This window comes from Rhodococcus sp. P4_B6, assembly GCF_056402215.1.
Genome location: NZ_JBFUHV010000082.1, coordinates 1 through 15698, shown reverse-complemented (window position 1 = coordinate 15698; position 15698 = coordinate 1). Strand labels below are relative to the sequence as shown.

Here is a 15698-nt window from a genome sequence, read left to right as displayed (position 1 = left end):
CGCTCAGAGCCGGGTGTAGGTGGACACCGTCACCGACGCCGTCACCGGATATTCCTGCGGCAGCGCCGCGATCGAGGACGCGAGCCGCTCGGATGTCAGGTGCCGCGCCGACGGCCCCATCCCCACCAGGCGGGTCACGTCGAGGTGCGACAACGACATCGGGTACTCCACCGCCACGTGGCCGGTGCGCTCGAACCGCCCGGACATCGCGGCCCCGAGCCGCTCGACCTTGCGGTCGTCCACCCGGACCATGCCGAGCAGGTCCACGAGTTCCCCCAGGTGCCGCTCCGTGGGCGTGAGGACCACCAGGGAGCCGTGCTCGGCCAGCACCCGGTGCGCCTCGTCGGCGTTGCGGGGCGCGAACACGCACAGGACGTGGCTGAGGACGTGGTCACGCACCGGAAGGTGTTGCCACACGTCCGCAACCACCGCCCCCGCACGCGGGTGTGCCCTGGCGATGCGACGGGCCGCGTACTTGGACACGTCCAGCCCGATCCCCCGGCCGGTCGGGGTGGCGTCGAGGACGCGCGCCAGGTAGTGGCCTGTGCCCGCGCCGATCTCGAGGATCCGGGGATCGTCGCCGGCCCCGGCGCCCGCCACCACCGCGTCGGCGACGGCATCCATCAGCGGGTCGAAGCTGCCTCCGCCGAGGAAGTCCGCACGTGCGGCGATCATTTCGGGGCTGTCGCCGTCGAACTTGCCGCCGGCCCCCGTCATCAGGGTGACGTAGCCCTGACGCGCCACGTCGAAGGCGTGCCCTGCATCACACAGGATCGCGCCTTCGTCGAGTTCCACCGGCGACCGGCACTGCGGGCAGGCCAGCAGGTCGGTCACATCGGCCAGCACGAACGTTCGCCTCCCTGTTCCGGACACGGAACAGGCCCCGCACCGAGAACGGCGACGGGGCCTGCCCTGTGAGGTTCTCTCCGCACTCGACTAACTGGTGACGCCCTTGAGCTCTTCACCGAGTGCGGCAGCTTCCTCCGGGGTGAGCTCGACAACCAGACGTCCACCACCCTCGAGCGGAACCCGCATGACGATTCCTCGTCCCTCTTTGGTTGCTTCGAGGGGACCGTCCCCGGTCCGGGGCTTCATGGCCGCCATCCTCTGCTCCCTCCAGATCTGCGCTGCCTGCTTGCGCCTCGACAAATTTTGGCACCCCGCCAACACTCGGCGAGGCTTGTGACATCCATTCTTCCCTATGGACACGAGTACCGGGAACCTGAGTCACGAATACGCAGGTTCACCGGCAATTCAGGCAGTGATCGGGACCCAGCAGCCGACAACGTGGTCGTCCACCATCCCGGTGGCCTGCATGAGTGCATAAGCGGTGGTAGGACCCACAAACTTGAACCCCCGGCGCTTCAATTCCTTCGCCATCGCGGTGGACTCGGGCGTGACGGCAGGGACGTCGTTCACGGTGGCCGGCCGACTCGGGCGCGGCGGCGGGGCGAACGACCACAGCAGCGCGTCCAGGTCGGTGTCCGACAACTCCAGCAGGGCCCGCGCGTTGCTCACCGACGCCTCGATCTTGGCCCGGTTCCGGACGATCGACGCGTCCCCGAGCAGCCGCTCCACATCCCGTTCCGTGTACCGTGCGACCGCCTCCGGATCGAAGCCGGCGAACGCGGCCCGGAAGGCCTCGCGCTTGCGGAGAATCGTGATCCACGACAGTCCGGACTGGAACGCTTCGAGGCACAGCCGTTCGTACAATTCGTCGCGGCCGTGGAGTGGACGACCCCACTCGAGGTCGTGGTAGTCGCGGTACAGGCTGGACCCGTCCGAGTCGACGGCCCACGCGCACCGCACCCTGTCCTCGGCGCTCACCGGGCGTCACCCGGATCGTCGGCCGTGGCTTCGACCGTTGCCAACTGTTCACGCAGCGAATCGATTTCACGACCCAGCCGGGCCAGCGCCCAGTCGACCTCGCTCGCCTTGTACCCCCGCAGCGTCTGCTGGAATCGCAACGCCTCCACGTCGGCGCCCGTCACACCGTCGGCGGGCAGGGCCGTGAGTGTGGTGCCGGGCGGCAGGGGCGCGAGTTCCTCGGAGCGGCCGAACACCGCACTGGCGGCGAGGAACAGCATCGCGCCGACGAACGCCATGACGAGCAGATAGAGCAGGGCTGTCACCATGCCCCGATCCTGTCACGGACGTCCGACAGCCTCCCGCGTCAGGGGCGCCCGGTCAGGGGCACACCGTGTTCATCGGCGGACGATCGGCCAGCGCGACGTTCGTCGTCGTCGGCACGAAGGAGTCGCCGTCCACCAGGAACTGGGTCAGACCCGCCCCGGAGTCGGGCACCCCGCAGCGCCGCATCATCGTGCCGATGATCTGCCTGCTCATCACCCCGAGTTCGGACAGCGGACGGTTCCGGTGCTTGCGCACCCCCAGATTGACCTGGCCGATCGCACCGAGGCCGAGACGGTCGTACGTGTCGAGCAGCAGCCCGATCTCGACGCCGTAGCCGGGGGCGAACGGAACTGCCGACAACAACTCCCGGGTACCGGCGTACTCGCCGCCCAGCGGCTGCAGCACGCACGTCAGCTCCGGCCGGAGCGACGCCAGCATCGGGCGCGCCACGAGTTCGGTCACCCGGCCGCCGCCGTTGGCGTCCTCCGTCCCGCTCAGCCGGAGCGGACGCCGGTAGTAACCCTTCACGAGGTGGATGCCGTCGGCCGTCAGCAACGGTCCGAGCAGCTTCGGGACGAACGCCGGATCCGGGTTGATGAGATCCGAGTCGACGAACGCGATGAGGTCGCCGGTGCTCGCGGCGACGGAACGCCACAGCACCTCCCCCTTGCCCGCGACGGGTGGGAAGGCGGGCACCGCCTCCTCCCGGCTGATCACCGTGGCGCCCGCCGCGCGTGCGCGTTCCGCCGTCAGATCCGTCGACCCGGAATCGAGCACGATCAACTCGTCCACCAGCCCGCCGAGCAGCGGGTGGATCGTGTCCACCACCGCGGCGACCGTCTCCTCCTCGTTGAGCGCGGGCAGGACCACCGACACGGTGCGCCCCGCCTTGGCCCGTTCGAGTTCGGCGATGCTCCACGACGGCTGGTCCCAGCTGTTCGCCTCGGCCCAGGAACGCGGGGCGCGGTCCTCCGCCAACATCGTGTGGGCCGCCCGGGCCCCCACGGCACTCATGCCAGCCCCCGCACGGTGCGGGACGGGGCGCGTCGGCCCTGAATCGCGGCCACCATGTCCACCACTCGGCGCGTGGGGGCAACTTCGTGGACACGGAAGACTCRGGCGCCTCCTGCGGCGGCCATAGCTGTCGCTGCCAATGTTCCCTCCAACCGCTCGACGAGATCTACCCCTAGAGTCTCCCCGACGAAGTCCTTGTTGCTCAGCGCCATGAGCACTGGCCATCCCGTATTTACAAGATCTTCCACTCGCCGCAACAACTCGAGCCCGTGATAGGTGTTTTTCCCGAAATCGTGGGTCGGATCGATGAGGATCGAGTCGGCGGGCACACCCAGCCGGGCCGCGTTCTCGGCGGCCGACACCACTTCGTCGAGGACGTCCGCCACGACGTCGGCGTAGCGGACGCGGAACGGCCGGGTCCGTGGGACCGCTCCCCCGGTGTGCGAACAGACGATGCCGGCACCCGTCTCCGCGGCCACCTCGACGAGCGCCGGGTCGGCGCCCGCCCACGTGTCGTTGATCAGGTCGGCGCCCTCGGCGACGGCCAGCCGGGCCACGTCGCTGCGCCAGGTGTCGATGCTGATGAGCAACTCCGGATAGCGTCCGCGGATCGCGGCGACGAACGGCACCACCCGCCGGATCTCCTCCACCGAGTCGACGACGTCGCCGGGCCCGGCCTTCACGCCGCCGATGTCGACGAGGTCGGCGCCCTCGTCGACGGCCCGCTCGACCGCCGACATCGCCGCGGAGTCGGTGAACGTGGCGCCGCGGTCGTAGAACGAATCGGGTGTCCGGTTCACGATGGCCATCACCAGCGCACGGTCGACCGCCACGGGCCGCCCGCACAGCGTGGGCGACGGACGGTCGGGCGCGGGCGGTACGTCTCTCTCGGCCATGTCACCAATATTGGCACGCAGCGAAATCGAAACCACCCGYGAGTACTTGTTAACGGCGGGCGGTTAACAAGTACTCACGGGCGGCGGAGCCGCATCACCCCTTGGGCAGCGACCCCTTCGCCACTTCCTCGACGTACCCGTCGTATGCGCGCTTGTAGCCGCCGCTGCGGCCGGACAGCACGTGCAGCGTGTCGGTGTCCTCGACGTCGTAGCCCTCCTTGCGGAGTTCCACCTTGCGACTCTTGAACGTCGACGTCTGTTCGAGGGAGTCGACGACGCGGACGAACAGCGGCACCGCGTACGACGGCAGCCGCTGGAACAGCAACTCCGCCACGTCGGAGCCGTCGAAGTCCTCGTTCTCGTGCAGCGTCACCGCGGCCATTCCGGCGCGACCGTCGGTCCCGGGGATCTCGACGCCGTAGACGACGGCATGCTCGACCGCGGGATGCGCGAGAAGCGCGCCCTCGACCTCGGTGGTCGCGACGTTCTCCCCCTTCCAGCGGAACGTGTCGCCGAGCCGGTCGACGAACGCGACGTGCGACCAGCCCTGACGGCGCACCAGGTCGCCGGTGTCGAACCAGCAGTCGCCGTCGTCGAAGGCGTCGCGGACGAGTTTCTTGTTCGTGGCTTCCTCGTCGGTGTAGCCGTCGAACGGCGCCCGGTCCGTCACCTTCGACAGGAGTAGGCCGACCTCGCCGGTGGCCACCTTCCGCAGTGTGCCGTCGGAGTGCCGCCGCGGCGCACCGTTGTCCTCGTCGTACTCGACCACGGCGTGCGGGAGCGGGCAGATGCCTGCGGTCCGGTCTACGTTGAGGGCGTTGACGAACGCGATGTTGCACTCGCTGGCGCCGTAGAACTCGGCCACCCGGGAAATGCCGAACCGGGTGGTGAACTCGGACCAGATCTCCGGACGGAGCCCGTTGCCGACCATCAGCCGGACGGCGTTGTCGCGGTCGCCCGGCTTCTCGGGCTGGTTCAGCAGGTACCGGCACAGTTCACCGATGTAGGTGAACGCGGTGGCCCGGTTCAGCGCGACGTCGTCCCAGAACTTGGACGCCGAGAACTGCTTGCCCAGCGCGAGTGTCGCCCCCGACCCCAGCACCGAAGACAGCGACACCGTCAGCGCGTTGTTGTGGTAGAGCGGAAGGCAGCAGTAGAGGACGTCGCTGCCGCGCAGCCGGACTCCCATGTTGCCGAGTCCGGACATGCTCTTGAGCCAGCGGAAGTGACTCATCAGGCTGGCCTTCGGCAGTCCGGTGGTGCCGGAGGTGAAGATGTAGAAGGCCTTCTCCCGGGCCTGGATCTGCTCACACACCTCGGGGTTGCCGTCGCCGGCCTTCTCGGCGAGCCGGTCGAGGTCGCCGACGTACACCACCGAGGCCACGGCGGGCGGTTCGTCGAGCGAGTCCATCGCCTCGCCGCACGCCTCGGACACCACGAGGACGCGGCTGTCGAGCAGCGAGATGCTGTGCGCGAGCACGTCTCCGCGCTGATTGTGGTTGAGCATCCCCGCAGTGGCGCCGAGCTTGACGGCGGCGAGTGCGATGAGCAGCGTCTCGGGGGCGTTCTTTCCCAGGATCCCGACGACGTCCCCGCGCGACACTCCGAGGTCGGTGAGCACGTGGGCGTAGCGGTTCACGCGGATGTTGGCGTTCCGGTAGCTCAGCGAGTCGCCCTCGAACCGCAGGAACGTGCGGCGCGGGTGCGCCGCGGCGGCGCGCTGGAAGACCAGGCCGATCGACTCCTTCGCGTCGGGGGTCCGGATGAGGCCGAGGACTCCCTTCGCCATGGTCGGCAGCTCCGGGATCAGGGCAGGCAACCGCCTGGCCAGATCGACCACACCGATCGTCGAACGTGCTTCAGAACGCATGACATCCCCTCAGGCCTGCAGTATGAATCAGGTCACCTTACTGCACGGTAACAACGTGCGCCACGACGGCGATCGGACGCCGCCTCACGAGAGGCAGGCGTCCAGCGCCTCCCCGACGTCGGTCCGGACGAGCAGCCTGTCGAGGGCGCGCTGCGCCACGAAGCCGCCGCCCCGCAGACCGTCGATCCAGTCCAGCAGGCCCGTGTAGTGGCCGTGCGGATCGAGCAGGACGACCGGCTTCTCGTGCATGCCGAGGTAGCCCGCGGTCCAGGTTTCGAACAGCTCCTCGAGCGTGCCGATACCGCCGGGCAGCGTGATGAAGGCGTCGGCGCGGTCCTCCATGACCTGCTTGCGCTGGCGCATGGTGTCGGTGACGACGAGTTCGTCCGCGTCGACGTCGGCGACTTCCCTGTGCACCAGGGCTTTCGGGATGACCCCGACGGTGATCGCCCCGGCGGCGCGGGCAGCCTCGGCCACCGCACCCATCATCGAGACGTTGCCACCGCCGGACACCAGTTGCCAACCACGCTTTCCGATTTCGGTGCCCACCTGGGCCGCCAGTTCCAGGAAGTGATCGTCCACCGGCCCCGAAGCGCAGTAGACGCACACCGAGAACGGCTGCGGTGGAACAGTTTCCCGGTTCACCATTGCTCCTCCGTTCCGAGCAGTTCGGCCTCGTCGACTCCCTGCTGCGACTTGACGACGATCCGCACCGCCTCCTCGACACTGTCCGTGACGTGCAGCAGGTTGACATCGCCTTCCGAGATCTTGCCGCTGCGTTCGAGGGTTCCGCGGATCCAGTCCACGAGCCCGGACCAGTACTCGGTGCCGAACAGGATGATCGGGAACCGGGTGACCTTGCGCGTCTGCACCAGCGTCAGCGCCTCGAACAGTTCGTCGAGCGTCCCGAAGCCGCCGGGCAGGCAGATGAACGCCTGCGAGTACTTCACGAACATCGTCTTGCGGGCGAAGAAGTACCGGAAGTTGATACCCAGGTCGACCCACTCGTTCAGGCCCTGCTCGAACGGCAACTCGATACCGAGGCCGATGGAGTACCCACCCGATTCGCTGGCGCCGCGGTTGGCGGCCTCCATGACACCGGGGCCGCCGCCGGTGATGACGGCGTATCCGGACTCGGCCAGGCGCGCACCCAGCGCCCTGCCCGCCTCGTACTCGGGGTGACCAGGCTCGGTGCGGGCCGACCCGAACACGGTGACCGCACGCGGCACCTCGGCCAGGGCTCCGAACCCTTCGACGAACTCGCTCTGGATCCGCAGGACCCGCCACGGGTCGGTGTGCACCCAGTCGGTCTGACCCCGCTCGTCGAGCAACTGCTCGTCGGTGGTGGTCTCGTCCTTGCGGGCGCGCCTCAACTGCACCGGACCCCGGTGCTTCACGGACGAGGACTTCCGCCCGTAATTGTTCTTCTCGGGTGCCATGCGCCCCAGGCTAACGGGTCGCCCGTTCGGGGCACCGGGCAGTCACGGGGTGCTCAGATAGGCGCGGAGCACGGTCGCCACGTCGGTGATCTGCTGGACGGGGACGTGCTCGTCCCGCTTGTGCGCGAGGTTCGGATCGCCCGGACCGTAGTTGACGGCCGGGATGCCGAGCGCGGAGAACCGGGACACGTCCGTCCACCCGTACTTGGCGCGGAACTCGCCGCCTGCCGCCTCGATGAGGGCCGCGGCCGCCGGATCCGTCAGCCCGGGGAGCGCGCCCGGCGACAGGTCCGTGACCTCGAAACCCAGCTCGAGGCCGTCGAAGACCTCCCGCACGTGGTCGATCGCCTGCTCGGCGCTGCGGTCGGGCGCGAAGCGGAAGTTCACGTCCATCTCCGCGGCGTCCGGGACCACGTTGCCCGCGACACCGCCGGCGATCCGCACGGCGGACAGGCCCTCCCGGTACACGCAGCCGTCGATGTCCACTGACCGCGCGGTGTAGTCCGACAGCCGCTGCAGGACCGGGGCGAACCGGTGGATCGCGTTGTCGCCGAGCCACGATCTCGCGGAGTGCGCGCGGGTGCCACGGGTGGTCAGCGTCACCCGCAGCGTGCCCTGGCAGCCCGCCTCGATGAGCCCACCCGTCGGCTCACCCAGGATCGCGACGTCCGCGCGCAACCACTCCGGGATCTCACGTTCGATCCGTCCGAGCCCATTGTGGACGGCCGCGATCTCCTCGCAGTCGTAGAACACCAGCGTCAGGTCGTGCGCGAGGTTCTCCACGGTGGCGGCCAGATGCAGGAACACCGCGTCGCCCGACTTCATGTCGACCGTTCCACACCCGTGCAGCAGGTCGCCCTCACGCCGGGAGGGCACGTTGTCCGCGATCGGCACGGTGTCGAGGTGCCCGGCGAGCATCACCCGGCTCGGGAGTCCCCGATCGGTACGGGCGAGCACCGCGTTGCCGTTACGGATGATCTCGAAACCGGTGGTCTGCTCCCGCAGCGCCGACTCGACGACGGCGGCGATAACCGACTCGTCGTGCGAGACGCTGGGGATGTCCACCAGCGCGGCGGTGAGGTCGATGGGATCGGCGTGGAGGTCGAGTGTGCTCACCCGTCCACCCTAGGCCGACCCGTCTTCCTGCTGCGGCGTTGCTACCCGTCGAAGCCACCCGGGATCTCGTAGATCGCGCCGTCGAATCCGATGCGGAACAACCGTCCCGCGGAGAAGCCGCCGGACCCCTGCCCGTAGACGACCATGCTCGACGTCGGCAGTCCCGACGCCAGCACGCAATACTGCCCCGGCGCGTCGACGCGCCAGATCTCGCCGCGCACGTTCGCCGGGACCACCGGGCGGCCCCGCGAATCCAGGGTCAGGCCGTCGGGAGCCGCGAACGTGTCGAGGCCGGACAGGTCGAGGATGCTTTCGGGGGCGCCCGGGTTCGCGATCGGGATCCGGCTCACGCCCGGATTCACGAACGTCCGCGACACGTAGAGGTACCGGTCGTCCACACCGAGCACCGCACCGTTCGCGCTGGGCAGCGTCGCCCAGTTCGGTTCGACCCGGCCGTCGGGGAACACCCGCCCGATCTGCGTTCCGAAGTCGTTGGTGGCGTATGCGGTCCCGGCGGCGTCGACGTCGAGTCCGTCCGCCGCGCTCAGGCCCGACACGAAGGGAATGAGTGTGCCGGTGGCGGTGTTCAGCTTCGCGATCGCGCCCGGACGCAGGATGTCGCCGAGGAGGACGCGGGCGTCGGCGCCGTACCCCACCAGCAGTGATCCGTCCGAGGCCCAGGCGAGGGCGCCCGCGCCCCTGCCGCCGGGGACCGTCGCGACGGGGACCGCCGGCGCTCCCGGCGCGTCGAGACGGAACACGCGCCCGCTGAGGAGGTCCGTCGTGTAGAGGCGGCCGCCGGCGTCCACGGCGACGCCCTCCAGCGCGGCACCCGGCACCCGCCCCACGAGAACCGGTGGCTGGCCTGCACCCGGGCACACCGGTGCGGCGGACGCGGTCTGCGGCACCGCCACCGACACCACCCCGGCGAGCAGCGCGCCCGCGGCCACGGCCCGCAGGCCGCGGCCCGTGGCTCGACCCCACCGTGAGCCTCCGGTCACCCGACCCCACTCCGAAATACGCATTGCCACGACCTTTCCCGGTGTCTCGCACGTGCCCCGTGCATGGTCCCCCATGAGCCCGGAACCCGCTCGGTTTCGAATCGATCACGCCCAGATAACGACCGCTCGAGAATGCCCGAGTAATGAGGCAGTAACCTCTACTGCCGTGAGCACACAGGGAGCATCAGCAGTAGGCATCGCCAACGTGACCGTCGGCGGCACGATCCTCGACACCTGGTTCCCGGCGCCTGAGCTGGGAACCTTCGACAGCGCGGGCACCGTGCGGATCGAGGGTGGCGACATCCCCTCCGATCTGGCACTTCTCGCCGGACCCGACGAGGCACGTGAGGTCGACCAGGTCGTGGTGCGTACCACCATCGCCGACCTGTCCGCGCCGCCGGCCGACGCCCACGACGCCTACCTGCGCCTTCACCTCCTCTCGCATCGCCTGGTGGCCCCGCACGGCGTCAACCTCGACGGACTGTTCGGGTTGCTGTCCAACGTGGTGTGGACCAACTTCGGACCGTGCGCGGTCGAGGGCTTCGAGAAGGTGCGGTCCCGCCTGCGTATCCGCGGCGTCGTCACCGTATTCGGTGTCGACAAGTTCCCGCGCATGGTCGACTACGTCGTCCCGTCGGGCGTCCGCATTGCCGACGCCGACCGCGTCCGTCTCGGCGCGCACCTGGCCAGCGGCACCACCGTGATGCACGAGGGCTTCGTCAACTTCAACGCGGGCACGCTCGGCAGCTCGATGGTCGAAGGCCGTATCTCCGCGGGCGTCGTCGTCGACGACGGATCCGACGTGGGCGGTGGCGCCTCGATCATGGGCACCCTGTCCGGTGGCGGCAAGGAGACCATCTCCGTCGGCAAGCGCTGCCTGCTCGGCGCCAATGCCGGTCTCGGCATCTCGCTCGGCGACGACTGTGTCCTCGAGGCCGGCCTGTACGTGACCGCGGGCACCAAGGTCACCGGCCCGGACGGCACCGTCGTGAAGGCCAAGGAACTCAACGGCCAGTCCAACCTGCTCTTCCGTCGCAACTCGGTGTCCGGGGCCGTCGAGGTCGTGCCGTGGAAGGGCACCGGCGTGGAATTGAACGCCGCTCTGCACGCCAACGACTGACACTGTGAGCGGTTCGCGAACACCCGGCACCATGACCGATTCGACCGGCACCCTCGGCCGCGGCCTGAAGGTCCGTCACCTGACGATGATGGGCCTCGGTTCCGCGATCGGTGCCGGACTGTTCCTCGGTACCGGTGTCGGCATCGCGACCGCCGGTCCGGCCGTCCTCGTCTCCTACCTTCTCGCCGGCATCATCGTCGTCTTCGTGATGCGGATGCTCGGCGAGATGGGAGCGGCGATCCCCGCCAGCGGATCCTTCTCGCACTACGCGCGGATCGGCATCGGCGACTGGGCCGGATTCGTGATGGGGTGGCTTTACTGGTTCATGCTGATCATGGTGCTCGGCGCCGAGATCACGGGCGCCGCCGGCATCGTGAGCGGCTGGCTGCCCGGCGTGCCGCAGTGGGTCGTGGCCCTCGTGTTCGTGATCTTCTTCGCGGCCGTCAACCTCGCGAAGGTCAGCAACTTCGGCGAGTTCGAGTTCTGGTTCGCGGCCATCAAGGTCACCGTCATCATCGGGTTCCTGGTGATCGGTGTGCTGCTGGTGTTCGGCCTGCTCCCGGACACCGAACCGGTGGGCACCACCAACCTCTTCGGGCACGGCGGGTTCATGCCGGAGGGCTTCGCCGGTGTCGCCGCGGGACTGCTGGTGGTGGCGTTCGCGTTCGGCGGCATCGAGATCGTGACCATCGCCGCCGCCGAATCCGAGGACCCGGAGCGTTCGATCGCCGTGGCGGTGCGCAGCGTCGTCTGGCGCATCAGTGTCTTCTACCTCGGTTCGATCTCGATCATGGTCCTCGTTCTTCCCTGGGACTCGTCGGACCTGAAGAGCGGGCCGTTCGTGGCCGTTCTCAACCAGGCGCACATCCCGTACGTGGCGGGGTTCATGGAACTCGTGGTCGTGGTGGCGTTGCTGTCGGCTTTCAACGCCAATATCTACGGCACGTCACGGATGGCGTATTCGCTGTCGCGGCGCGGCGACGGTCCCGCGTTCATGGCCCGGATCTCGAATTCCGGGGTGCCGCTCAATGCGGTGCTGCTGTCGGTGTTCTTCGGTTTCGTCAGCGTGCTGCTCAACTGGTGGCTGCCCGACGACCTGCTGGGACTGCTCCTGAACGCCGTCGGTTCGGCGCTGCTCGTCATCTGGATCTTCATCGTCGTCTCACACCTGAAGTTGCGTCCACGGCTCGAACGCGAGGGCAAGCTGACGGTGCGGATGTGGTTGATCCCCTGGCTCAGCTATCTCACGCTCGCGATGCTCGGCGGTTTCGTCGTGCTGATGCTGTTCGACAGCGACGCCCGCACCCAGCTGATCTCGACGTGCGTGTTGTTCCTCGTCATCGCGGCACTCGGCGTGCTCAACACCCGGCTGCGGAGGCGTTCCCGGACGGTGTGACCCGCGTCCGGGCACTCACCGGTCGGGTGTCCGATCCGGATCGGCGGAGGTGCGCGCCGCGTGGGCAAGGACCTGCGGTCCGGTCACCAGAGCTTTCCGCCACGGCGCGACACCCTCGATCTCGATCTCGATCGACAGACTCAGCACGGTGCGGATCAGCACGATCACACCGAGAACGGCGGCATCGGTCAGCGACGGTGTCGAGGTGACGGTCTTGACGATGTCTGCGGCGACGAGCAATTCCAGACCGAGCAGGATCGCTCCGCCGAGCGACTCCCGCAGGGTCTTGAACGCCCGAGCACCGTCACCGGACTTCCTCCATGTGCGCACCGCGAGGAAGAAGGCGAACACGAACCCGAGAACCATGGACGAGACACCGAGCACTTCGAACAGTTCGGTGGCGACTTCGAAGAACCGGTGAGTGTCCATGCGCGCCCCTTCGTCAGACGTCCGTTTGTCGTGTGCGTCGACCCCGTATGGCCAGTTCCTGATCGATGATCAGCGCGATCTCGGCGAGGGGACGCGGCTGATCCATATCGGCGTGCGTGCTGTGAACGTCGTGGGTGACGATGTCACCGGTGACGTATGCGCGCCACAAGTCGGACGAGGACTCGCTCGACATCGTGTCGTCATCCGTCAATGCCGGGCGGAGAAACACCACGTCACCGTGATAGGTCTGCGGTACGTGGTCGGCAGACAGCCGTAGGTCGTTCCGATAAATTGCACGTGCGGCATCCCAGATGGGCGCAGTGTCGGGCGAATCGACGATCTCGCCGTAGCGGCTCTGCGCCCATGCCCGGATCGACTGTCGAATGTCGTCGTCCGAAGGCGCCGCCTCGCCGAGGAGGAGATCCCCTGCACCGGGCACGCTGTCCAGCATCGCGAGGAGTACGACCTCGAGTCCTCGACGTTCCAGAGCGGTGGCGATCGCATGGGCGACGAGACCACCGAACGACCATCCCAGCAGAAGGAACGGGCCGTCTTCCTGAACGGCGAGGATCTGCTCGAGATAGTCGGCGGCCATACTCTCGATCGACTTCGGTAGCGGCGTCACTCCGTCGAAGCCCCGCGCTTGCAGACCGTATATGGGCTGGTCGGGGAGGTGGGCGCGAAGGCCCATATAGCACCAGCTCAGTCCTCCGCCCGGATGGACGCACCACAGGGGCGGTCCGGATCCGTCGCTTCGGATCGGCAGGACGACGGCGAACGGATCGAGCAAGCCGGGTTCGATTTCCTCACCCATACGGGGTGCGAGTTCGGCGATCGTCGGAGACTCGAAGATCACCCGGATCGGGACCTCCACCCCGGTCACCGACCGAATCCGGCTCACCAACTGCGTCGCCGACAACGAATGCCCACCCAGGTCGAAGAAACTGTCATCGATCCCCACCCGGGAAACCCCGAGAACCTCCGCGTAGAGCGAGGCCAGCGTCTGCTCCACCGGTGACCGCGGCGCCCGGAACACCCCGCCGATGAACTCCGGTGCCGGCAATGCTCGCCGATCCAGTTTCCCATTCACCGTCAACGGCAACCGATCCAGCACCACCACCGCTGCCGGAACCATGTATTCCGGCAGCATCCTGGCCGCAAAACGACGGACCTCGACACGGGTGCCGGTGTCGGTGGTGTCGGAGACCACGTAACCGACCAATCCGATCCCGGTGGTGGTGTCCCGGACCACCACCGCCGCCTGAGTCACGGACGGATGTTTCAGTAGAACCGCCTCGATCTCCGCGGGTTCGACCCGGAATCCGCGAATCTTGACCTGCGCGTCTGCTCTTCCGCAGAATTCGAGCACTCCGCCGGCGGTCCAGCGCACCAGATCCCCGGTTCGGTACATTCGCGCACCCGGCCCGCCGAACGGACATGCCACGAACCGCTCGGCCGTCGACCCCGTCCGCCCGAGATAGCCGCGAGCCAACTGCACGCCGGCGACGTACAACTCCCCGACCGCACCCACCGGGACTGGAACCAAGCCCGCACCCAGCACGAACACCTGCGTGTTGCCCACGGGCGCCCCGATCGGCACACTCACGCGGTCGGCGCGTTCGCCCGGCTCCGGTAGCACGAAGGTTGCCGCGAAGACCGTCGTCTCGGTCGGCCCGTACCCGTTGACCAGAATCGGAGGATTCGAGCGCTCGTCCCGATACCAGCCCTGCAACCCGGCCGGATCCAACACCTCACCGCCGAACACCATCATCCGTAGCACCGAATCAGACCCCACTGCAGGATCCTCACGCTCGACTTCGGCGAACTCGTAGAACGCCGAGGGCGTCTGAGCGAGAACTGTCACCCGCTCCCGGACCACCGCTTCCCACAATCCGGCCGGCGAATGCACGGTCTCCCACGGCACCACCATAATCCGGGCTCCGTGCACCAACGCCCCCCACAATTCCCACACCGAAAAATCGAACGCGACCGAATGGCACCACGCCCACACGTCCCCGGCACCGAAGCCTGCCCAGCCTGCAGTACCGGCGAACAGCGACACCACGCTCCGATGGCTCACGGCGACACCCTTCGGAACACCTGTCGATCCGGAGGTGTACATCACGTAGGCGGTGTTGCCCGGCCGTAGAGGTGTTGCGTGGTCGTTGTCGTCGGGGCCCCTCCCCTCCGACTGCCCGCCCTCGTCGGAGATGGCATCGAGGAGAACTCTGGGGATGTCGTTGTCGGGCAACATGTTATCGGTCAGGGTGTCGGTGAGGATCAACCGCGGAGCGGCGTCGGCGAGGATGGTCCCGATCCGTGCACTCGGATAGCGGGGGTCGATGGGGAGGTATGCACCGCCGGCCTCGAGGACCGCGAGCAGCGCGATGATCAACTCGGGTGACCGCTCCAGTGCGACCGCCACCAGCACTTCCGGTCCGACACCCGCACCGGTCAAACGGTGTGCCAGCCGGTTCACTCGGCTGCTCAGCTCTTGATAGGTCAGATGCCGGTCACCGAACGTGACCGCCACCGCATTCGGAGTCGCGGCGACCTGCTGACCGAACAGGCCTGGGATCGTCGAGTCCGGGATCGGAACGCTCGCCTCGTTCCAGGTCCGCAGTACCAACTCGCGTTCGTGCGGATCCAGGATTTCGTACCCCTCGATCCGCCCGCGCGGATCCGCGACGATCAACCCCAGCAACCGCACATACCGGGCCGCGACGGCCTCCACCGTCGCCCGGTCGAACAGGTCACTCGCATACTCGATGACTCCGGCCAGACCCTGCCGTTCGGTGGGGGCGACGGTGAACGACAGATCGAAACGCGACGTCCCCGTCGACGCCGGCAACGTCTCCCACCCCAACCCGGGGAACGCCACATCGGGAAACACGTTGTCCTGCATCGCAAAAGACACCTGAAACAACGGATGATACGCCGTCGAGCGAACCGGATTCAGCAACTCCACCAACCGCTCGAACGGCGCATCCTGATTCTCGTACGCCGCCAACGCCTTCCCACGGACCTGCTCGAGGACCTGATCGAACCGCGGATTCCCCGACACATCCACCCGCAACACCCACGTGTTCACGAAGAACCCCACCAACCCGGACAACGCCTCGTCGGTACGGCCCGCGATCGGCCCACCGATCGCAACATCGCACCCGGCACCGAGCCTGCGAAGCAACACCACCAACACCGCCTGCAACACCATCGACGATGTCGCCCCCGACCCGCGGGCCAACTCGGCTACCCGCGAACCCAATTCCGAGTCGACCGTGAAC

General features: G+C 67.9%; 15 protein-coding genes. 2 read left to right on the top strand and 13 right to left on the bottom strand.

Annotated features, from left to right (window positions below; translation table 11 throughout):
• Nucleotides 1-3: 3 nt before the first annotated feature.
• From AC1DWT_RS30215 to AC1DWT_RS30165, 11 genes are all read right to left on the bottom strand, one after another.
• Entirely contained in the window at nt 4-846 is an 843-nt protein-coding gene (locus AC1DWT_RS30215; RefSeq protein WP_072949626.1) for a putative RNA methyltransferase, read from the bottom strand.
• Between the two features lie 90 nt (nt 847-936).
• Complete coding sequence (locus tag AC1DWT_RS30210; RefSeq protein WP_003936084.1) at nt 937-1104, bottom strand: DUF3117 domain-containing protein; 168 nt, start codon at nt 1102-1104, stop codon at nt 937-939.
• A gap of 150 nt (nt 1105-1254) precedes the next feature.
• Nucleotides 1255-1827, bottom strand: coding sequence for a DNA-3-methyladenine glycosylase I (locus AC1DWT_RS30205; RefSeq protein WP_072949628.1), 573 nt, complete (start codon nt 1825-1827; stop codon nt 1255-1257).
• A complete protein-coding gene (locus AC1DWT_RS30200; protein WP_072949631.1) occupies nt 1824-2135 on the bottom strand; it encodes a DivIVA domain-containing protein in 312 nt (103 codons plus the stop codon). Before AC1DWT_RS30200 ends, AC1DWT_RS30205 begins: the two co-directional genes overlap by 4 nt.
• A gap of 52 nt (nt 2136-2187) precedes the next feature.
• Complete coding sequence (locus AC1DWT_RS30195) at nt 2188-3147, bottom strand: glucosyl-3-phosphoglycerate synthase (protein WP_083395574.1); 960 nt, start codon at nt 3145-3147, stop codon at nt 2188-2190.
• A complete protein-coding gene (gene folP / locus AC1DWT_RS30190) occupies nt 3144-4043 on the bottom strand; it encodes a dihydropteroate synthase (protein WP_477923439.1) in 900 nt (299 codons plus the stop codon). The genes AC1DWT_RS30195 and folP overlap by 4 nt, the downstream gene beginning before the upstream one ends.
• A 94-nt stretch (nt 4044-4137) precedes the next feature.
• A complete protein-coding gene (locus tag AC1DWT_RS30185; RefSeq protein ID WP_072949636.1) occupies nt 4138-5913 on the bottom strand; it encodes a long-chain-acyl-CoA synthetase in 1776 nt (591 codons plus the stop codon).
• Between the two features lie 84 nt (nt 5914-5997).
• Nucleotides 5998-6561, bottom strand: a complete 564-nt coding sequence (locus AC1DWT_RS30180; protein WP_072949638.1) for an LOG family protein — start codon at nt 6559-6561, stop codon at nt 5998-6000.
• Nucleotides 6555-7352, bottom strand: a complete 798-nt coding sequence (locus tag AC1DWT_RS30175) for an LOG family protein (RefSeq protein WP_072949640.1) — start codon at nt 7350-7352, stop codon at nt 6555-6557. The genes AC1DWT_RS30180 and AC1DWT_RS30175 overlap by 7 nt, the downstream gene beginning before the upstream one ends.
• Nucleotides 7353-7394: 42 nt before the next feature.
• The gene (dapE, locus tag AC1DWT_RS30170; protein WP_072949643.1) at nt 7395-8468 is read right to left on the bottom strand and encodes a succinyl-diaminopimelate desuccinylase; all 1074 of its coding nucleotides are present in this window, start codon (nt 8466-8468) and stop codon (nt 7395-7397) included.
• Between the two features lie 41 nt (nt 8469-8509).
• Nucleotides 8510-9493 carry an SMP-30/gluconolactonase/LRE family protein gene (locus AC1DWT_RS30165; protein WP_477923436.1) on the bottom strand — a complete coding sequence of 328 codons (984 nt, stop codon included), beginning with the start codon at nt 9491-9493 and terminating at the stop codon, nt 8510-8512.
• 142 nt (nt 9494-9635) lie between these two features.
• Between AC1DWT_RS30165 and dapD the strand changes: the two genes are divergently transcribed.
• Both dapD and AC1DWT_RS30155 read left to right on the top strand, forming a co-directional pair.
• The gene (gene dapD / locus AC1DWT_RS30160) at nt 9636-10589 is read left to right on the top strand and encodes a 2,3,4,5-tetrahydropyridine-2,6-dicarboxylate N-succinyltransferase (RefSeq protein WP_072949645.1); all 954 of its coding nucleotides are present in this window, start codon (nt 9636-9638) and stop codon (nt 10587-10589) included.
• Nucleotides 10590-10620: 31 nt separating this feature from the next.
• Nucleotides 10621-11985 (top strand): amino acid permease, encoded by a 1365-nt coding sequence (locus AC1DWT_RS30155; protein WP_477923433.1) that lies wholly within the window; start codon nt 10621-10623, stop codon nt 11983-11985.
• Between the two features lie 15 nt (nt 11986-12000).
• Here AC1DWT_RS30155 and AC1DWT_RS30150 read toward each other — a convergent pair whose 3' ends face one another.
• Nucleotides 12001-12414, bottom strand: a complete 414-nt coding sequence (locus tag AC1DWT_RS30150) for a DUF1622 domain-containing protein (protein ID WP_072949650.1) — start codon at nt 12412-12414, stop codon at nt 12001-12003.
• A 13-nt stretch (nt 12415-12427) separates the two neighbouring features.
• On the bottom strand, nt 12428-15698 hold a 3271-nt coding region (locus AC1DWT_RS30145; RefSeq protein ID WP_477923431.1), incomplete at its 5' end, for a non-ribosomal peptide synthetase.